This is a genomic window from Magnetospirillum sp. 15-1 (genome assembly GCF_900184795.1).
Classification (GTDB): domain Bacteria; phylum Pseudomonadota; class Alphaproteobacteria; order Rhodospirillales; family Magnetospirillaceae; genus Phaeospirillum.
Map to the genome: position 1 here is coordinate 72,923 of NZ_FXXN01000025.1, position 19,538 is coordinate 92,460.

18 protein-coding genes are annotated in these 19,538 nt (G+C 66.4%); 9 read left to right on the forward strand and 9 right to left on the reverse strand.

Going from position 1 to position 19,538, the window contains the following annotated elements:
* Positions 1 to 36 precede the first annotated feature (36 nt).
* Together CP958_RS13275 and cobD are read left to right on the forward strand one after the other, a co-directional pair.
* Positions 37 to 381, forward strand: a complete 345-nt coding sequence (locus CP958_RS13275) for a flagellar biosynthesis regulator FlaF (RefSeq protein ID WP_096702434.1) — start codon at positions 37 to 39, stop codon at positions 379 to 381.
* Positions 378 to 1,367, forward strand: coding sequence for a threonine-phosphate decarboxylase CobD (cobD, locus tag CP958_RS13280; protein ID WP_096702435.1), 990 nt, complete (start codon positions 378 to 380; stop codon positions 1,365 to 1,367). Before CP958_RS13275 ends, cobD begins: the two co-directional genes overlap by 4 nt.
* 167 nt (positions 1,368 to 1,534) lie before the next feature.
* On the opposite strand, the gene CP958_RS13285 is transcribed toward cobD, so the two are convergent.
* The 6 genes from CP958_RS13285 to CP958_RS13310 form a co-directional block, all read right to left on the reverse strand.
* Complete coding sequence (locus CP958_RS13285; protein WP_141400514.1) at positions 1,535 to 1,783, reverse strand: hypothetical protein; 249 nt, start codon at positions 1,781 to 1,783, stop codon at positions 1,535 to 1,537.
* A gap of 336 nt (positions 1,784 to 2,119) precedes the next feature.
* Positions 2,120 to 2,500 carry a hypothetical protein gene (locus CP958_RS13290; protein WP_096702437.1) on the reverse strand — a complete coding sequence of 127 codons (381 nt, stop codon included), beginning with the start codon at positions 2,498 to 2,500 and terminating at the stop codon, positions 2,120 to 2,122.
* A gap of 55 nt (positions 2,501 to 2,555) precedes the next feature.
* Positions 2,556 to 4,208 carry an AMP-binding protein gene (locus CP958_RS13295; RefSeq protein ID WP_096702438.1) on the reverse strand — a complete coding sequence of 551 codons (1,653 nt, stop codon included), beginning with the start codon at positions 4,206 to 4,208 and terminating at the stop codon, positions 2,556 to 2,558.
* Positions 4,202 to 4,921: a DUF3800 domain-containing protein gene (locus CP958_RS13300; protein ID WP_096702439.1), complete on the reverse strand. Its 720-nt coding sequence runs from the start codon at positions 4,919 to 4,921 to the stop codon at positions 4,202 to 4,204. The genes CP958_RS13295 and CP958_RS13300 overlap by 7 nt, the downstream gene beginning before the upstream one ends.
* Before the next feature lie 124 nt (positions 4,922 to 5,045).
* The gene (locus tag CP958_RS13305) at positions 5,046 to 6,263 is read right to left on the reverse strand and encodes a hypothetical protein (protein ID WP_096702440.1); all 1,218 of its coding nucleotides are present in this window, start codon (positions 6,261 to 6,263) and stop codon (positions 5,046 to 5,048) included.
* The gene (locus tag CP958_RS13310; RefSeq protein ID WP_170958971.1) at positions 6,260 to 7,369 is read right to left on the reverse strand and encodes an NAD(P)/FAD-dependent oxidoreductase; all 1,110 of its coding nucleotides are present in this window, start codon (positions 7,367 to 7,369) and stop codon (positions 6,260 to 6,262) included. The genes CP958_RS13305 and CP958_RS13310 overlap by 4 nt, the downstream gene beginning before the upstream one ends.
* A gap of 142 nt (positions 7,370 to 7,511) precedes the next feature.
* On the opposite strand from CP958_RS13310, the gene CP958_RS13315 reads away from it, so the two are divergent.
* Positions 7,512 to 9,557, forward strand: a complete 2,046-nt coding sequence (locus CP958_RS13315) for a molybdopterin oxidoreductase family protein (protein ID WP_096702441.1) — start codon at positions 7,512 to 7,514, stop codon at positions 9,555 to 9,557.
* On the forward strand, positions 9,554 to 10,372 hold the full coding sequence (locus CP958_RS13320) for a division plane positioning ATPase MipZ (RefSeq protein WP_096702442.1): 819 nt from the start codon (positions 9,554 to 9,556) through the stop codon (positions 10,370 to 10,372). Before CP958_RS13315 ends, CP958_RS13320 begins: the two co-directional genes overlap by 4 nt.
* Here the strand turns inward: CP958_RS13320 and CP958_RS27340 are convergent.
* The 3 genes from CP958_RS27340 to CP958_RS13335 form a co-directional block, all read right to left on the reverse strand.
* Positions 10,332 to 11,381 (reverse strand): methyl-accepting chemotaxis protein, encoded by a 1,050-nt coding sequence (locus CP958_RS27340; protein WP_096702443.1) that lies wholly within the window; start codon positions 11,379 to 11,381, stop codon positions 10,332 to 10,334. The two genes, CP958_RS13320 and CP958_RS27340, sit on opposite strands and share 41 nt — an antisense overlap.
* Positions 11,382 to 11,519: 138 nt before the next feature.
* Positions 11,520 to 11,936, reverse strand: a complete 417-nt coding sequence (gene dksA / locus CP958_RS13330) for an RNA polymerase-binding protein DksA (RefSeq protein WP_096702444.1) — start codon at positions 11,934 to 11,936, stop codon at positions 11,520 to 11,522.
* 128 nt (positions 11,937 to 12,064) lie between these two features.
* The gene (locus CP958_RS13335; RefSeq protein WP_096702445.1) at positions 12,065 to 12,496 is read right to left on the reverse strand and encodes a flagellar assembly protein FliX; all 432 of its coding nucleotides are present in this window, start codon (positions 12,494 to 12,496) and stop codon (positions 12,065 to 12,067) included.
* A 238-nt stretch (positions 12,497 to 12,734) separates the two neighbouring features.
* On the opposite strand from CP958_RS13335, the gene CP958_RS13340 reads away from it, so the two are divergent.
* The 5 genes from CP958_RS13340 to CP958_RS13360 are packed head-to-tail and all read left to right on the forward strand — an operon-like array spanning position 12,735 to position 19,508.
* Positions 12,735 to 13,913: a flagellar basal body P-ring protein FlgI gene (locus CP958_RS13340; protein WP_096702446.1), complete on the forward strand. Its 1,179-nt coding sequence runs from the start codon at positions 12,735 to 12,737 to the stop codon at positions 13,911 to 13,913.
* Entirely contained in the window at positions 13,913 to 14,236 is a 324-nt protein-coding gene (locus tag CP958_RS13345; RefSeq protein ID WP_096702447.1) for a rod-binding protein, read from the forward strand. Before CP958_RS13340 ends, CP958_RS13345 begins: the two co-directional genes overlap by 1 nt.
* A gap of 1 nt (position 14,237) precedes the next feature.
* Positions 14,238 to 14,753: a flagellar protein FlgN gene (locus CP958_RS13350; protein ID WP_096702448.1), complete on the forward strand. Its 516-nt coding sequence runs from the start codon at positions 14,238 to 14,240 to the stop codon at positions 14,751 to 14,753.
* A gap of 27 nt (positions 14,754 to 14,780) precedes the next feature.
* On the forward strand, positions 14,781 to 17,357 hold the full coding sequence (gene flgK / locus CP958_RS13355; protein ID WP_096702449.1) for a flagellar hook-associated protein FlgK: 2,577 nt from the start codon (positions 14,781 to 14,783) through the stop codon (positions 17,355 to 17,357).
* Positions 17,358 to 17,369: 12 nt separating this feature from the next.
* Entirely contained in the window at positions 17,370 to 19,508 is a 2,139-nt protein-coding gene (locus tag CP958_RS13360) for a flagellin (protein WP_096702450.1), read from the forward strand.
* The last annotated feature ends 30 nt before the right edge of the window (positions 19,509 to 19,538 follow it).

A 19,538-nucleotide genomic window follows, 5' to 3' on the forward strand; every position in this document is an offset into this window, starting at 1 on the left:
ATGGGCCGTCCTCACTTGATGCCGGGGGAAAACCTAATGTCCCAAGCTATCCAGATCGAGTCGCTGAAGATCGGCGAACAAGACGCCTTCGGCTTGGTGGAAGCTGCCATCACCCTGGATCAGTCGCGCGGCGACAAGGCCCGTCTGGCGGCGGCGCTGGATCATAACCTCCAGCTCTGGGTGGCCATCCGCACCCTGGTCTCCGATGCCGGCAGCACCCTGCCCGACGCCATCAAGGCCAACCTGAAGCGCCTGTCCGACTTCGTCGCCGACACCACCTTGAAGAAGGGCGTCGACATCAGCGACAACACCATCACCACCCTGGTGAACGTCAACCTGCAAATTTCCGAGGGGCTGCTGGAAAGCGCCAATCGAGCCTGACCGACCTTCCCCTTCACGGCGGCGATCTCGCCGCCGCCCAGGCCCGGTGGGGCCGGCCGGCCCAGGGTTGGCTGGACCTGTCCACCGGCATCAATCCCTGGCCCTACCCCTTGCCCGACGTGCCGTCCCCGTGCTGGCAGCGGCTGCCCGATTCCGCCGCCCATCAGGCGTTGCTGGAGGCGGCCGCCCGGCGCTGGGATATCCCGGCGCAAGCACGGGTGGTGGCGGGAAACGGCAGCCAGGCGCTGATCCAGGCCCTGCCCCGCGTCACCCCGCTCACCGAGGTCGCCATCCTCGGCCCCACCTATGGCGAGCATGCCCGCGCCTGGAATGCCGCCGGCCACCGGGTGCACGCCGTCGCCACGGCGGAGGAGGCCGGAGAGGCGGGCGCGGTGGTGGTGGTCAATCCCAACAATCCCGACGGACGGATCATCGCCCCCGAGCGGCTGCTCGAACTGGCCGGCCGTCTGGCGGCGCGCGGCGGCATACTGGTGGTGGACGAGGCGTTCTGCGACGAGCGGCCCGATCTGTCGCTGACCGCACTGGTACGGCCCGGTCTGGTGGTGCTGCGCTCGTTCGGCAAGTTCTTCGGTCTGGCCGGGCTGCGCCTGGGCTTCGCCGTGGCGGCGACGGAGATGGCGGGCCGTCTGGCCGATCATCTCGGCCCCTGGCCGGTCTCCGGTCCGGCCCTGGCGGTGGGCACCACGGCTCTGGCGGATCGGGAGTGGAGCACCGCCACCATCGCCCGCCTGACCGCCGCCGCCGCCCGCCTGGACGCCATTCTCGGCAGGGCGGGGCTGGAGATCGCGGGCGGCACCTTCCTGTTCCGCCTGGCCCGCCACGATCAGGCCCCGGCCATTTACCAGCGGCTGGGACGGGCCGGCATCCTGGTCCGCGCCTTCGCCTTTCGCCCCGACATCCTGCGCTTCGGTCTGCCGGGCGGCACCGCCGAGGAACAGCGCCTGGAGAATGCCCTCGGCGGCTGAAGCGGCCTTTTTCACGGCCCCCAGAGAGCCGAGAGGCCTGGACCTTCCAGCCAAACGGAAACGGGTCCGACCTTGCGGGCGGACCTCAATAAGGCGCGAAACTGTAGGGCCGGCCTCGGCTTTCGCCGGCCGTTTCCTTCAAGTCAAGCGGCGACCTGGGTCGCCGCTCAGACCTTGATCGAACCGCCGGTCGGCGCGGGTGCGGCCGCGGGGGCCGGAGCGCTGGGGGCGGCAGCCACCGGAGCGGGCGGAGCCTTGACGTCCTCGGCGGCCGAGGCGGAAGCCTTGGCGGACGAGGATTGCTGCTGCTCGATACCTGTCGGGATGTTGCGCTTGTACTCTTCGACCACCTGGCGCGAAGGGTACTGCTCGACTTCCTTGCCCGTATCGCCGTCACGAACGACCAGCAGAGCCAAGCCGGTTCCACTGTCGACCTTGACCACCGGAGAGGTGTAACGGGGGGGTTCGGAGACGGAAGCGGTTCCCGTGGCCTCGACAGTCGCAGGCTGAGCCGCATGTGCTGCCGGGTGGGCCGCCTCGGCGACGGGTGACCGGAGCGGGGCGTCTGATGCGATCGAGGTGGACATTCTGCCCTCCTATTATCATTGAACTCGACAACTGCCGGACCTGGGAGGCCACGGAGGGACTCCGCCCGACAGCGCCTTCTGGCACAAGGCATAGACTACAGGTTTTGGCCGTTATGAAGCAATCGGATTCTTGACAAATTCCAGAGCTTCTGAGTCGGCGCCAACTCAGTCGGCGGATGGAGCCCGGTCGCTGGCCCGGCGGGCCAGCCCCGGAGGAGGAGCCGACAAAACCTGAGCGCTTTGCTGGGCGCGGCGGTCGAACAGAATCTTGACCGTGGCGCGGGCGAACATCCTGAGCCGTCCGATCTTGTACTGCTCGGACAGGTTGGGCGCCTTGAGGATACCCAGGAAAAAGCGGGAAATCTCGCCCAGGGTCTGGTGGCGCAACTGGGCATCGCACTCGCGGCGCAGTAACCCGCTCACCAAATCCTGGGAGGCAGCCATCAGCACCAGACCATCGGTCTGGGCATCGATCAGGGCGCACATCTTGTCGAACAGCAGAAGCTGTTCGTCGGACAGCGGGATATCGTCGGTCGCAGACGCCATGAAGCCCCCTCCTTTCGGGATAATCATGGCATCGCACACGGGCAAACACCAGCAATCAGCGCATTTTTCCCGGCCAGCGTTCGTCGGGCGACGGAGCATCCAGGCGGATGGGGCGGTCCAGCAGGTCGCCGCGCCGCAAACTGCCGTCCATGGACAGCGGCAGCTCGGCGACGAAATCGAACCGGGCCGGCACTTCCACGGGAGAGCGCATCAGGCTGACCCAGCCCTGGAGTTCACGGGCGAAGGCCGCGTCACCCGCCCGCCCCCTGGACACCACGAAGGCCTTCAGTTCGCCGGCCGGCCACTCCACCACGCCGGCCGCCGCCACGTCGGGATGGGTGGCCAGCGCCGCCTCGACCTCGTCGGGCTGCACCACGCCGCCGTTGACCAGGATGGTGATGTCGGCCATCGCCGGCGGATCGGGCCACAGGTAATGATCGAGATCGCGAAAGCCGCTCCGCCCGGTGAGCAGCCAGCCGTTGACCCGCTTGGCCGCGCCGGCGCCATCCCCCCAATAGCCGAGGAAACTGCCCGGCGCGTTGGGCGATACCGCCAGCAGACCCCGGTCGCCGGCCCGCATGGGGCGGCCGCGCTCGTCCACCGACTCGATGGACAGCCCTGGCGCCGCCCGGCCGGGCGACGGCGGGCGCAACTCCATCAGACCGGCCAGATTGGCCGCCACCGCACCGCTTTCCAGCACGCCCCAGGCTTCGTTGGCATGGACGCCGAACACCTTGATCACCCGTTCGTGCAGGGCCTCGTCCACCGGGTCCGGCCCGGTGGCGATGGCGCGCGGCATGGCATGGGGCCGGGTGGCCGCCGCCTCGGTCAGCGGCCCCAGGTGACGGGGCGGCACATAGAGGGTGCGCACCCCATGGCGCGACATCAGGTCCAGCGCCATCGCCGGGTCGAAGCCCCCCGCGCGGGCCACCACCGGCACGCCGTGATGCCAGGCGGGCAGCACGGCACGGAACAGCGCCTCGGCCCCCATCCAGTCGCCCGAGGTCCAGACGATATCGCCGAACTGGGGGAAGAAGGTGAGCGACATCTCCACCGCCGGCAGGCCGCCGGCCATGGCGCGGTGGGCGTGGATCACCCCGGCCGGCGTGCCGCAGGCCCCTTCGGGATAGAAGATGAAGGCCGGGTGGTCGGCGGGCGTCACCAGGGGGGTGAAGGCGTCGGAGGATTTCTCCAGCACCGACCACAGGTCCAGCGCTCCGGCGCCGCCCTCCCCCGCCGCCAGCACCCGCTCCAGTTCGGGCAGGCGATGGCGGGCGCGGTCCAGGGCGGGTACCGCCGCCGGATCGATCACCGCCACCCTGGCGCCGCTGTCGGCCAGCCGCCAGCCCAGGGGTTCGGCCCCCAAGGAAAGCGGCACCGGCACCAGCACGGCGCCCATCTTGGTGACGGCCAGCAGGACCACCGCCGCCTCCAATCCGGCGGGCAGCACCATGGCCACCCGATCACCGGGCACCAGCCCGAAGGCGGCAAGGGCATTAGCCAGCCGGTTGGACAGCAGGCGCAACATGTGGAAGGTGTGGCGCTCGACGTTGCCGTCCGGAGCCTCGACGATCAGGGCGGTACGATGACCGTCGGCCCCGGCCATGGTCTGGCGGTCGCACACGTCGAAGGCCAGGTTGTAGCGTTCCGGAATCTTCCAGCGAAAGGTCCGGCAGGCTTCCTCGTAACTGCGGCACGCGGTCAGCATGATGAACTCAGGCCATCCATCTGGTCAATGACATGCAAGCCATGAACGATGCCGCCGGATGAATCGAACCGGGCTCCGATAACGTCGAAGAACGTCGAATTCGAACGCTCATATTTCTGGTATAGCGCATAGGCGATCAGATCGGCTAATTGCACCAACCGGGAATTCCTGGAATCGAGGAACACCGGCACCTCCGCCATGTTCCTCAACACACCCGAGCTATGCCCATTCTTCTTAAACCCGATCGCCAAATTCTGGATTGCCGCCTCACGGGCGCTCTTGTCGAAGATGATCAGGCCGCGCTGGGTGTCGCCTCCCTTGAACAGGCGCATCAGGTACTGATCGAAACGGCTGCTCAACTGCTCGAAGGCATAATCGACGGAATCGCGCGGCGAGATAGCCGCCTTGCGGACCGCCACTCCAAAGGCCCGGTTGCTGACATGGGAGGATGCCAGAACGCCAAGCGCATCCTTCATCGCCTCGACCCGCACGGCCTTTGGCACCGAGCGCCAAAATTTAGCCCCCGTCAGCATCGGAGAGCCGTGGAGTTCGATACTCCCAGGATCGGCAGGATTGAAGCGGGCGGCAATGGCATCCAGACGCTCCGACAGCCAATGCCCCTGGCGCTCGAATACGGAAACTCCGGCAAGCACGAAGAATTGCTGGCTGGCATCGTTGGCATTACCGGAATCGTCGAGATAGAGGAGGTGCACTCAGCCCCTCCCGACAAAAAATAAGGTGGTCGGGTGAGAACCTCGTCTCAGCGATCCGCTCAGGGCAGATCTCCCGGCCACAAGGAAGTAAATGGCGATTCCCCCATCCATGTCAACAGCTCCGTCACCCACCCAACGGCATCAGGTCCTCGAACCACAGATAGGTGCCGACATCGTCGAACATCACCCCGTCGAAGCCCAGATCCATGACGCCGGCCAGATACTTGCCCAGCATGCCCCGCCATTCGCCGCTGCCCAGGTCGGTGACGAAGGTGCCGGGGTCCTCGTCCAGGGCGTAGAGGAAGGCGGGATTGCCCACCTCCCAGCCTTTCTGCCAGTACCAGCGCCAGTCATAGGCGCGGCCCAGCGGCATCACGGCGATGACCAGCCGGCGCGGCCCCAGCTTCTTGAACTTCAGGCGTTGGACGTCGGCCTTGACCAGCAGCTCGGCCGAGCGGTGCGCCACGTCCACCAGGACGATGTCGTAATTGGTCTCGGCGATGGCCTCGATGAACTTGCCCTTGGTGCCGAAGCGGTCGGAACGCAGCACCGGCAGCCAGTTGCGGGCATTGGCGACGGTAAGGATTTCCTTGGCGTTCTCGAAGGCGGGATGGGCACGCGGCGTCTCGTCCAGCGGGCCGGTGCCGACCTTGGCATAGGGGGTGACGTGGTCGCGGATGGCGGACTTGTAGGCGGCCTCGCGCTCGGCCGGCTTGTCGCACATCTCGATGGTCAGCACGTTGCGGCCCTCGGAGCGCAGGGCGTCCAGGGCATAGGTCTCGCGCCGCTGGGTCTCGGCGCGGGCCTGCTTCTGCTTCAACTCGTTGTACTTGCGCAGTTCCTCGGCCGGGTCATTGCTGAACGGCCCCATCTCCACCGCCACCGGCGGACGGTGGATTCCGCGCTTCTTCTCGGCGTCCAGTTCCAGATCCAGGTCGCGCCGCGCCTTGATCACCTCGCCCAGCGGCTTGTCGAAGGAATAGGGGCCGCAATACAGGCCGTCCATGACGATGCCGTCCAGCACCTTGACCAGCGGCCGGAACACCGAGCGCAGCGGCAGCCGCTTGATGAAGTTGGCGCCGGAGGGATCGTGCAGGTCGTCCCACTCCATCTCCAGCTCGCCCTTGACCAGCAGCTCCGAGCCGCCGCGCATCAGCACCTGGAAGGCCGGATTGCGCTTCTTGGCATAGGTGCCCAGTTCGATGACCACGTCGCGGGTCTGCTCGCGGAAATTGGGGATCATGGAGGGCGGCGGCGGCACGAAGTCACGGGGCCGGTCCAGCCCCAGGGCCGGCGACGCGGCCCCCAGCAGCGCCATCATGGCGATCAGGCGTTTGATCATGCCAGCAACTCCCCCACATGCTTGGCGATGGCAAGACTGGACGTCAGCCCCGGACTCTCGATGCCGTAAAGGGCGGCCACGCCAGGCAGCCCGGTCTCGGCCGGGCCGTGAATCATGAAATCGGCGGCCGGCGCGCCTTCCGCCGAAATCTTCGGGCGGATGCCGGCATAGGCGGGTTCCAGCGCGCCGTCGGGCAGGCCGGGCCAGTAGCGGCGGATGGCGGCGTAGAAGGAATCGCCCCGGCGGGGATCGACCCGGTAATCCTCGGCCTCCAGCCATTCCACATCGGGACCGAACCGGCCGCGCCCGCCCATGTCCAGGGTGAAGTGCACCCCCAGCCCGGCGGCCACCGGCACCGGATAGACCAGCCGCGAAAACGGCGTACGGCCGGTCAGCGTGAAGTAATTGCCCTTGCACAGATAGGCCGGCGGCACATTAGCCAGCCCCAGAACGCCCCCCAGGCGCGGCGCGGCAAGGCCGGCGGCCAGCACCACCCGGCGGGCCAGCAGGGTGGTGGGCTCGACGCCGCCTACCGAGAGCAGCATGCCGCCATCGGTCGGGCGCCCGCCGGTCACCGGCGATTTGACGGCCAGGGCGGCGCCCCGCTCCTCGGCCTCGCCCAGCAGCGACAGCATCAGCCCATGGGTGTCGACGATGCCGGTGGAGGGCGACCACAGCGCCGCGACGCAGTTGAGGTCGGGCTCCATCTCCTTGGCATGGGCGGCGGAAACGGGGGCCAGCCCCTCGACACCGTTGGCCTTGCCCCGGGCGAGGATGGTGTCCAGTTGGGCCGCCTCGGCCTCATTGGTGGCGACGATCAGCTTGCCGGTCATCCTGTGGGGTACGCCGCGCGTGCTGGCATAATCGCGCAGCATGCGGTTACCGGCCACGCACAGGCGCGCCCGAAGGCTGCCCGCCGGATAGTACATGCCGGCGTGGATCACCTCGGAATTGCGCGACGAGATGCCGGTGCCGATGGCGCCCTCGGCTTCCAGGATGATCACCTCGCGGCCGGTCTGGGCCAGGGCGCGCGCCACCGCCAGCCCGACCACTCCGGCCCCGATCACCACGCAATCCACCCGTTCGGCGGGGCTTTCCGTCAACACCTTGTTCTTCCTCGATATGGAACCATCTAGATGTCGCGGAGAATAGCATCGGTGGATCAAGGGTTAAAGGCGCATCGCCGTTGCACCCGCCCCCCGCCACCGCTAGACTCCGCTGCAACGCACCATGACCGGATTTCCGCCCGTGACCGTCGACACCGCCCTTTCCGTCTGCCCCCACGACTGCCCCAGCGCCTGCCCGCTGGTGGTGGAGATTCCCGAACCGGGCCGCATCGGCCGGGTGCATGGCGGCGACATGCCCTATACCGAGGGGGTGGTCTGCGCCAAGGTGGCGCGCTATGCCGAGCGGGTGCACCACGAGGGCCGGCTGACCACGCCGCTGAAGCGCGTGGGCGCCAAGGGCGAGGGCCGCTTCGCCCCCATCTCGTGGGACGAGGCGCTGGACGAGATCGCCGCCCGCTTCAAAGAGGCGGCCGCCCGGCTGGGGCCGCAGACGGTATGGCCCTATTTCTACGCCGGCACCATGGGCCTCGTGCAGCAATCGGGCATCAACCGGTTGCGCCGCGTCATGGGCTATTCCGAGCAGGCCAAGACCATCTGCTCGGCGGCCGCCAGCACCGGCTGGGTGGCGGGCACCGGCGCCAAATGGGGCGTCGACCCGCGCGAAATACCCGAAAGCGACCTGATCGTCATCTGGGGCGCCAATCCGGCCGCCACCCAGGTGCACCTGATGGGCCTGATCAGTCAGGCGCGCAAGCGGCGCGGCGCCAAGCTGGTGGTGGTCGACCCCTACCGCACCCCCACCGCCGAGAAGGCCGACCTTCACCTGATGCTGCGCCCCGGCACCGACGGGGCGCTGGCCTGTGCGGTGATGCATGTGATGTTCAGGGACGGTCTGGCCGACCGCGACTACATGGCCCGCTACACCGACTGCCCCGAACGGCTGGAGCGCCACCTGGAGAGCCGCACGCCGCAATGGGCCGCCGCCATCACCGGCCTGTCCGTGGACGAGATCGAGGATTTCTCCCGCCTCTACGGCGGCACCAAGCGCTCGTATCTGCGCTCGGGCTACGGCTATTCGCGGTCGCGCAACGGCTCGGTCAACCTGCACGCCGTGTCGTGCCTGCCCGCCGTGTCGGGAGCGTGGCGGCACAGGGGCGGCGGCGCGGTGCAAAGCATGGGCGGCGTCTTCGACCTCAAGCGCACCCTGCTGGACGGCCTGGACGTCCCCGCCCCCAAGGTGCGCGTCCTGGACATGAGCCGCATCGGCCCGGTGCTGACCAACGACCCCAAGGATCTGGCCGGCGGCCCGCCGGTCACCGCCATGCTGGTGCAGAATTCCAATCCCGCCACCGTCGCTCCCGACAGCGGCCTGGTGCGCCGGGGATTGCTGCGCGACGACCTGTTCCTGGCTGTACACGAGCAGTTCATGACCGCCACGGCGCGCTTCGCCGACATCGTGCTGCCCGCCACCACCAGCATGGAGCACGCCGACCTTTATTCCAGCTACGGCCATACCTTCCTGCAGGTGGCCAAGCCGGTGATCCCGCCGGTGGGCGAGAGTCGCGCCAACCACCGGGTGATCGCCGATCTGGCGGCCCGCCTGGGCGCCGTCCACCCCGGCTTCGAGATGGACGAGTGGGAGATGATCGATCAGGTGCTGGTGGCCTCGGACCTGCCGGGCGCCGACGAACTGCACGTGCTGGGCGGGCTGGACTGCGCCAAGGTGTTCGAGGACGCCCATTTCCTTTCCGGCTTCGGCCACGAGGACGGCCGCTTCCGCTTCGCTCCCGACTGGAAGGCCGAGGGATTGCCCGAACTGCCCGACCACCTGCCGGTCACCGACGACGCCGACGCGGCCCATCCCTTCCGCCTGATCACGCCGCCGTCGCGGCACTTCCTCAACACCAGCTTCACCGAGATGCCCACCTCGCGAGCAGGGGCCGGGCGGCCCACCGCCCTGATCCACACCGACGACTGCGCCGCCCTGGCGCTTACCGATGGCGGGCTGGTGACCCTGGGCAATTCCAAGGCGGAGGTCACCGTCCACGTCAAGCCGACCCCCGGCATCGCCCGGGGCGTGGTGGCGGTGGAAGGCATCTGGCCCGACGAGTTCTTCGAGGGCGGCCTGGGCATCAATCATCTGACCAGCGCCGACCCGGCCGTGCCGGGCGGCGGCGCCGTCTTCCACGACACCAAGGTCTGGCTGAAACAGGTGGAACCGTCATGAAGAAAGCCCACGTCATCGTCGTCGGCAACGAGAAGGGCGGCACCGGCAAGTCGACCATCTCCATGCACCTGATCGTCAGCCTGCTGGACAAGGGGCTGTCGGTGGGCAGCATCGACATCGACGCCCGCCAGGCGACTTTGACCCGCTATATCGGCAACCGGGCGGCCCGGCAGGACCGCGCCGAACTGGGCCTGCCCCTGCCCGAGCACGTGGCCATTCCGCCCTCCGGCGACGGGGCGGCCGATTGCGCCCGGCTGGAGGAGGTGTTCAAGGATTTCGTCGCCCGCCACGATGTGGTGCTGATCGATACTCCCGGCAGCGATCACCCCATGTCGCGCCTCGGCCACTCCTTCGCCGATACCCTGGTGACGCCGCTGAACGATTCCCTGGTGGACCTGGACGTGCTGGCCCTGGTGGAACCGGGCAGCATGAAGATCCGCCGTCCCAGCCACTACGCCGAGATGGTGTGGGAGACCAAGAAGGCCCGCGCCATGCGGGGCGAGAAAGCGGTGGTCGACTGGATCGTGCTCAGGAACCGCCTGTCCACCCTGGACGCGCGCAACAAGCGCGACATGGAGAAGCTGCTGGCCGATTTGTCCAAGCGGGTGGGCTTCCGCGTCATTCCCGGCCTGGGCGAGCGGGTGATCTACCGCTCCATGTTCCTGGAAGGCCTGACCCTCATCGACCTGAAGAAGAAGCCGCTGGGCTTCGACTTCAACATGAGCCACGTGGCGGCCCGCCAGGAACTGCGCACCCTGGTCGAGGCCATCGGCCTCAGTGCCGGGTCGTCGCAATCGCCTGCGGCTGCTGGATGATCACCCCGTACCAGCCCAGCCCCTCGTAGGTCTCGTAGCCCGGCGTCAGGGAGTAGCCGATCACCGTGCCGCGATCGTCCACATAGGAGCCGGCCGTGCCGTGCCGGGTGTCCAGCGGCACCCGCTCGGTCAGCACGCCCAGGCCGTCCGAGGCGGCGATCACCCGGAAATCCTGGTCCAGCAACAGACAGCGGGTGGCGGCTTTCTCCTCCTCGCGCAGGCGCACGCCCTTGACCACGCTCTCGGCCTGGGCCTGCCAGTCGAAGAAGATGCCCAGCGCGCCGATCACCCGGCCGCAATTGTCGCCGCCCTCGCGGATGGCGGCGCTGTAGGTGGCCACCTGGGCCCCGCCCAGTTGCGGGTTGGTGGAAATGTCGGCCACCGCGTATTCGCCGCCGTCGCGGCTCGCCATGGCCCCCTTGAACCACGACTGGCCCGACACGTCGGAACCGATGGCCCGCGGGTAACGGTCGGGACGGCCGCAGGCCACCACCCGGCCTTCGGCATCGGCGATCCACAGGTCGAGATAGACCGTGTAGGAATCCAGGATGACGCCCAGGCGGCGACAGGCGAAATTGGCCGCCTCGGCGTTCTCCTGGGCCAGACACTCCACCACGGCGGAATCGGTGGCCCACCAGCGCACGTCGCAGGAGCGCTCATAGAGGTTGCGGTCGATGATCTCGATCATGTTGAGCGCCAGATCGGCGAGGCGCGAGCCGCGCAACTGCTTGACCATCACCTGCCCCAGGCTCATCAGGTCGTTGATGGTCGAAGACAGCTCGCCCTCCAGCGACCGGGTGATGGTGTTGATGTTGTCCGAGACGTTCTTGACCTCGTTGGCGACGACGGCGAAGCCGCGCCCCAACTCGCCGGCCCGCGCCGCCTCGATCAGGGCGTTGAGCGACAAGATACGGGTGGTGCCCGTCACCTTCTTGATTTCGCTGATCTTGTCGTTGGCAACCGCATGCACCGCCTGGGTCAGTTCCAGGATTCGTTCCGGCTCGGCCATCCCCACCCCCAATGCCTATTTTTTGAACCGCTGATATATTGTCGCTTCTTTTTTAGGCATTGAAAATGTGGTTTATCAACAAAAAATGCCCCGCCGGAAGGCGGGGCATTGGCAACTATACTTATGTCCGGGGAGGACTTAGTCCTCGCGGTGGGTCCGCTCCAACCGCTCGTGACGCTCCTGCGCCTCGATGGACAGGGTGGCGATGGGCCGCGCCTCAAGGCGGCGGATGCTGATGGGCTCGCCCGTCTCCTCGCAATAACCGTAGGAGCCGTCGGCGACACGGCCGATGGCGGCATCGATCTTGGAGATCAGCTTGCGCTCGCGGTCGCGGGTCCGAAGCTCCAGCGCACGGTCGGCCTCGGCGGAGGCGCGGTCGGCGATATCCGGCTCCTGCATGCCGCCTTCCTGAAGGTGCTGAAGGGTCTCGTCGGATTCCCGCAGGAGTTCGGCCCGCCACCGCAGCAGCTTCTGGCGAAAATACTCCCTCATGGTGTCGTTCATGAAGGGCTCGTCCTCGGACGGAACGTAGTCCGGCGGCAACGTGACGTTCATACGATCCCTCGAATTCCTGCTCGGGGTTCAAGTCGCTGCGCAATATATGGATAGGGGCGCACCCTCGCAAGCGCCGTCTTGCATCCCGGCACCCCATCGAAGGGTAAAATCGGCTCGCAACAGGAAAATCAGCCGCGCGGCGACAGTTTGGCCAGTTCGACCTCGACGCGGAGTTCGATCTCGTCAAGGATCGCCGCAAGACGCGGATCGCCGCAATTCTCGCGCCGGGCCCGCACGTTCTGGGCCAGGGCCATCATCCGGCCACTGGGAATTTCCCCCATCAGCAGGCCGTGACGCAGTTCTTCCAGACCGTCCAGCAATTCCTCGCCGCGACGGACCAGGCGGCGCCGCGACTCGCGCTCGGTCGAATTATCCACCTGCTGGACCAGAAGAAGGGCGTCGATGCCGGTCATGCCCATGGGGGCCTCGACGGCATGCGCCTCCTCCATCGAATCCATGGAATCGATGAGAGCCTTCTTGAACTCGCCCTTGGCGCCTGAACTTGCGGACTTCTTGGTGCCGGAGACGGCACCCTTGGAGCCCACGCCTGAAATCTTCATGCCCCGATTCTACCCGGTTGGGCCAGAGTACGACAGGCGTTATTTCGCCAGAGCCGGCGCTCCGGGTCAACTGGGCAGGTTTTGCCGGGCCAAAGGGCCTTAACTGCCCGGCTAAAACCGCCGCAGCCTCTGAACGCAAAGCGGCATCACATTGAAATACAACGAACTTTTCTTTGGCATGACTTTCGCAAGAGCATGGCTGCCAGACCCATATTTTGTTCGTTGGGATGAGACCGCCATGAGACCCATTGTCCGCCGAGCCCTGTTTCCCGCCGAACCGATCCGCGCCCTGCTGCTGGCCGCCTCGCTGCTGGCCGCGACGCTGGGCATGATGCCCGCCGAAGCCTTCGGGGCCTCGCGCATCAAGGACATCGCCGATTTCGAGGGCGTCCGCGACAACATGCTGGTGGGCTACGGCCTGGTGGTCGGCCTCAACGGAACCGGTGACTCGCTGACCAACGCGCCGTTCACCAAGGAAAGCCTGACCGGCATGCTGGAGCGCCTGGGCGTCAACATCCGCGACAAGACCGGCACCATCAGCAGCCAGCTCACTCCCAAGAACGTCGCCGCCGTGATGATCACCGCCGTCCTGCCGCCTTTCGGCCGCCAGGGCACCCGCATCGACGTCAACGTCTCGGCCATGGGCGACGCCAAGGACCTGCGCGGCGGCACCCTGCTGGTCACCCCGCTGATCGGCGCCGACGGCGAGGTCTATGCCGTGGGCCAGGGCCAGGTGGCGACCGGCGGCTTCACCGCCTCGGGCGCCTCGGGCTCGTCGGTCACCAAGGGCGTGCCCACCGCCGGCCGCATCGCCAACGGGGCCATCGTCGAGCGCGAACTGCCCTTCGAGATGTCGCACCTGGAATCGGTCAAGGTGTCGTTGCGCAATCCCGACTTCACCACCTCGCGCCGCATCTCCCAGGCCATCAACTCCTTCCTGGGCGGCGACATGGCGCGCCCCATCGACCCCGGCACGGTGCAGATCTCGGTTCCGCCGGGCTATCGCGGCAACGTGGTCGGCCTGCTGACCGATATCGAGCAACTGCGCGTCGAGCCCGACCAGATGGCCCGCGTGGTGATCGACGAAGTGTCCGGCACCATCGTCATGGGCGAGAACGTGCGCATCAGCACGGTGGCCATCGCCCAGGGCCAGCTGACCATCCGCATCACCGAGACGCCGCAGGTCTCCCAGCCCTCGCCCTTCTCCGATAGCGGCACCACCACCACCGTGCCGCGCACCGACATCCAGGTGGACGAAGGCGCCGGCAACAAGCTGGCCGTGGTCCCCCACAAGGTCACCCTGCAGGAGCTGGTCGAGGGCCTGAACAGCTTGGGGATAGGCCCGCGCGACCTGATCACCATCCTTCAGGCCATCAAGGCGGCGGGTGCGCTGCAGGCCGAACTGGAGGTCCTGTGATGAGCACGCTCCCCTCCCTGGCCGCCATGCCCTTCACCGATACCGGCATGCCGGGGGTGAAGATGCCCAAGGCCAATCCCGCCGAAACCGCCAAGGCCGCCAAGGCCGGCCGCCAGTTCGAGGCCATGTATATGAGCCAGATGATGCAGCACATGTTCGAAGGCATCAAAACCGACGGCATCTTCGGCGGCGGCAGCGGCGAGCAGATGTTCCGGTCCCTGCTGATCGACGAGTACGGCAAGATGGTCGCCAGCAAGGGCAATGGCATCGGGATCGGCGCCGCCGTCCAGAAAATGCTGCTGAGCCACCAGGAGGTGCAGTGACATGACCGACGACCGCGATTTCCCGCACACCGATCTCCACGATCACGACCTCCTCGACGACGACGAACTGGCCGCGGCCCAGGCCGAAGCCGAGCTGTTCTGGTACGACGACCTGCTGTTCGCCTGCACCAATCTGTGCGACCTGCTCGATGTCGAGAACGAGGCCCTGCTCTCCCACGATCCCGAGACGGTGCGCCTGCTGGCCGAAAACAAGGCCGCCCTGGCGCGCCTCTACGAGCAGTCGGTCCAGCCCCTGGTGGAGGAGCCCGACCTGGCCCGCCTGCTGGACGACGACCGGCGCGAGATGCTGGTGGCCGTCGGCACCCGCCTGAACGAGCTGGTCGAGACCAACGCGCGGCGCCTCAAGGCCGAGATGGAAGCCTATCAGCGGGTGATGGACATCATGGTCGACGCCGCCAAGAAGAACGTCACCAGCACCACCGCCTATGGTCGGGCCGGCATCTTCGACGCCGGCGCCGGCACGGGCGGCTCGCTGTCCTTCAACAAAGCCCTGTAACGCCGTCAAAGGCGGGGAAGAGAAATCATGTCCCTTACCTTCGGACTCAATACTGCAGTTTCGGGACTTTTGACGAACCAGAAGGGCCTGGACGTCATTTCCCAGAACGTGGTCAACGTCAATACCAAGGGCTACGTCCGCAAGCAGATGACCCCGGAATCCCGGGTGGTCAACGGCATCGGCGCCGGCGTGCAGCAAGGCGCGCTGACCCGCAACGTGGACGAGGGACTGATGCGCGACATCCGTCGCCAGACCTCGACCCAGGGCGCCCTGGACGTCACCCAGACCTATTACCCCCGGCTCGAGGATCTGTTCGGCACGGTGGGGCAAAGCACCTCCATCTCGCACCAGATCGAGCAGTTGCAGACATCGTTCGAGACCCTGGCCACCCAGGTCAACACGCCGGCCTTCCAGTCGTCGGTTGTCCAGACCGCCAAGGACATGACCAGCCAGTTCACCGATATGACCAGCCACATGCAGAACCTGCGGCTGGAGGCCGACCGGGCCATCCACGACACAGCGGGGCAGGTCAACACGCAGCTTCAGAACATCTTCGACTTGAACCAGAAGATCGTCCGCAACAACGCCGTCGGCGCCGATATCGGCGACCTGCAGGACAAGCGCGACACCGCCCTGACCGAGCTTTCCAAGTACATGGACATCCAGTATTTCGAGCGCGGCGACGGGTCGGTGGGCGTCTTCACCAAGACCGGCAAGACCCTGGTCGACAAGGGCCCCGCCGTGCTCAGCCACGTGGCGACCACCATCACCGATTCCTGGATGACCGCGGCCGGCGGCAACTTCAACAAGCTGACGCTGAGCACCAGCGATTCCCCCGACATCAGCGCGGACATCAACGACGGCCAGTTGCGCGCCCTGCTCGACATGCGCGACACCACCATCCCCAACCTTCAGGCCCAGATGGACGAGGTGGCCGCCAAGCTGAAGGACAGCGTCAACCAGGCCCATAATCGCGGCACCATCTTCCCCACCCAGAACTCCAAGATGGTGGGCACCCGCCAGCTGGTGAACCCCAACAATCCGGCGCTGAACGGCTCGAACCCGCAGCACATCTGGTTCTCGGGCAACGACGACACCACCATCGCCCTGTTCGACACCAGCGGCAATCAGATCGCCTCCACCACGCTGCGCACCATCATGGGCAGCACCAGCTATACCGACGATGCCGGCGCCGCCACCGCGCTGGACATGTCGGACACGGCCACCCCGCCCGGCGTCAAGATGACCGACGTGGCGGCCAAGATCCAAAGCTGGATGCGCCAGCAGAGCTATCAGGGCAACGCCATGACCTCGGCCAGCGCCTCGATCACCACCGGCAATCTGGTCCTCGACACCGGCGTGCCGTCGGTGACCCTGGCCTTCCGCGACCAGAAGGCCACCGCCGCCGGCTCGGACGCCACCGACGCCCGCATCAATTTCGACGTGGACGGCGACAACAAGGCCGACAAGCAGGTGGCCGGATTCTCCAACTTCTTCGGCCTGAACGACTTCTTCACCACCACGGTGCCCAATTCCATCGTGGATTCCGATGTGGTCTCCAAGGACTTCACCTTGGGCGCGGCGCGCAGCTTCACCCTCTCCGACCCCACCGGCAAGATCGGCAACACCATCAGCATGGCGGCCGGCTCGTCGCTCTACGACATCGCCGCCAAGATCAACGCCCAGACCCAGACCAACGAATCCGCCACCCTGTCCTCGTCGTCGCTGACCACCACGTCGTCCACCAATATCGGCATCACCGACGCCAACGGCACGGTCAGCCAGATTTCCATCGGCGCCGGAGCCATGACGCTGAAGGACATCGCCGACGCCATCAATGCCCAGGGCAGCTCGGCCAAGGCCGCGGCCGTGCAGGAAGGCCCCAACGCCTACCGTCTGCGCGTCTGGGACGACCGTGGCGTCCCGTTGAACATCGACGTGACCGGCGGCACCATCGGCGTGTCGGACATGAAATCCTACCTGGGCCTGCAGCAATCGCAGCTGGCCCAGGCCGCGGTGATCCCCGAGGGGTCAGGCTATCGCCTGCGCATCCGCCAGACCTCCGACCGCGAGCTGTTCCTGGGCGCCACCCCCGATACCCTGACCCCGGCCGGCAGCTTCATCACCGAACTGAACATGCACACGGCGTCGAGCCGCAAGTCGGGAACCCTCGAGGTGCGCACCGACATCCAGGGTTCGCCCGCCAAGGTCAGCCGCGGCGCCATGCAGTACAACACCGACCTGGGCAAATATTTCCTGTCGGAAGGCGACAACACCACCGCGCTGGCGCTGGGCGCCGCCATGTCGGGCAAGACCCAGATGGCGACGGCCGGCAGCCTGTATGCCGGCGCCTACAGCTTCGCCGAGCACGCCGCCGCCTCCATTGCCCAGGTCTCCACTGACGCGGCCCATTCCAAGGACCAGCAGGACTACCAGACCACCCTGGGCCAGGCGCTCAATTCCCAGTACACTTCGACCAGCGGCGTGAACCTGGACGAAGAAGTCGCCAATATGATCAATTTCCAGCAAGCCTATTCGGCGTCGGCCAAGGTTATTTCGACGCTGCAGGAAATGCTGGATGTCCTCGTCAATATCGTGAAGTAAGGGAGGCCGATCATGACCCGTATCGGCACGCTTGGCGCCAACACCGCCTACGTCAACCGGATCCTCGACATCCAGACGCGGATTCAGAACGAACAGCTTCAGGTTACCACCAAGATGAAGTCGCAGACCTACGACGGCATCTCGACGGGCGCCAATACGGTCATCAATTTCGAGAACGAGCAGACCTCGGCCCAGCGCTTCATCGACAACAACAGCGTGTGGGACACCAAGCTGCAGGCGGCCACCACCGCCATGGACGGCATCAAGAAGTCGATAACCATCTTCCGCGACTCGCTCGAATCGTTCCGGCAGGCCAATCCCAAGACCGAGCAGAACATCAAGGGCATCCAGAACACCGCCTTCCAGGTGATGCAGAGCATGCAGTCCGACCTGGCCACCAACGTCAACGGCCAGTACCTGTTCTCTGGCGGCCGGGTATCCAACGTGCCGGTCCAGTTGCCCGCCGCCAGCCTGTCCCAGTTCCAGTCCCTTTACGACGGTTCCATCAACACCTTCTCGACCACCCGCAACGCCAACCTCCAGGATTTGTCCATCACCAACCTGGAAGCCACGTCCATGAGCTTCGACGGTACCACCGGGGTGATCATCCCCGGCCGCTCGGATGCGTTCAAGAACGTCTATGCCGGGTCGCGCATCACCGTCTCGGACAGCAACGCCACGCCCTCCAACAACGGCGATTTCACCGTCAAGTCCAAGGCCATGTGCAACGTCGCCGGCACCCCGCTGGCCGAGGGCAACAGCACCACCAACGTCATCAGCTTCGGCGGGACGCCCACCAACATCCTGGCCGCCGCCACCTCCCAGTTGAACTTCGCCTTCGCCCCCGACGGCAGCATGAACATGACCGCCAATACGGCCGGGTCACTGTCCGGCCTGACGGTCGGCACCAAGTTCACCATTGCGCCGGACCTGTCCAACGGTGGGGCCACCACCGGCTATGAAGGCAGTTACGAGGTCGTCAGCAACAAGAACGGCGTGGTCAATTTCAAGACCAACCTCGATCCGGCCAAGGACGAAGCGGTCGCCTCGACCGCCATCACCTTCGGGGTCAACGGTGGCGCCATGGCCAGTCCGGCCACCGCCGGCACGCTGAACTTCACCAGCACCAGTTCGGCGGCCACCGGCCAGACCACCGTGACCCTGACCGCCGCCAACGGCGCCGCCGTCGATTTTGCCGGCGTCAATGTGGGCGACCAGATCTCCCTGGGCGGCACCGTCGGCCACAACGGCACCTTCACGGTGACCGCCACCACCCCCACCTCAGTCTCTTTCGTGCTCAATCCCGAAGGCGCGCGGGTGTCTCAGCTTCTGCCCCAGACCGGCCGCACCGATGTGAAGATGTCGTTCTTCGACGCCAACAACAACACGACGGTCACGCGGGATTCCGGCAACTTCACCTCGCTGGATTTCAGCTCCTCCGGCACGCTCGGCGAGCGCATCACCTCGCCCGACCCCAACGGCTTCAAGGATTTCAACGGCAACCCCTATCCGGCCGTCGACACCGTCATCACCATGAAGAGCACCAGCGGCGTCAACGACGGCGTCTACAAGGTGGTGGCCAACACCGGCGGCTACATCGAGATCGCCAGCGTCGCCCTGACCACTGAAAACCTCTCGACCAACACCAAGATCGAGACGGACAGCTGGTACAAGGGCGACAGCCTGCAGTTGCAGCACCGCATCGATACCGGCCGCACCGTGGATGTGGGAGTCTATGCGTCCGACCCGGCCTTCGAGAAGGCCATCCGGGCGCTGGGCCTGATCGCCCAGGGCCAGTACGGCACCGCCGGCGGTCTGGACGCCCACCAGGAGCGTATCAGTCAGGCCCTGTTCCTGATCAACGACGCCCTGGACTCCCCCGCCCCCGGCACCCCGCCCTTCGGCGCGGAAAAGACCGGCGACGTCAAGACGGTGGCCAGCCTGCTGGACAGCACCCGCAAGACCATGTCTCAGGCCAACGAGAAGCATAACCAGTTCATCGGCTTCCTCAGCCAGCGGGTAACCGACATCTCCCAGATCGACCAGACCACGGCGGTAACCCAGATGCTGTCCGACCAGACGGCGCTGCAGGCCAGCTATCAGTCGCTGGCCCAGACCCGCAGCCTGTCGCTGTTGACCTATCTGAAGTAAAATTGGCCGGCCGGCGAATAAGCCGGCCGG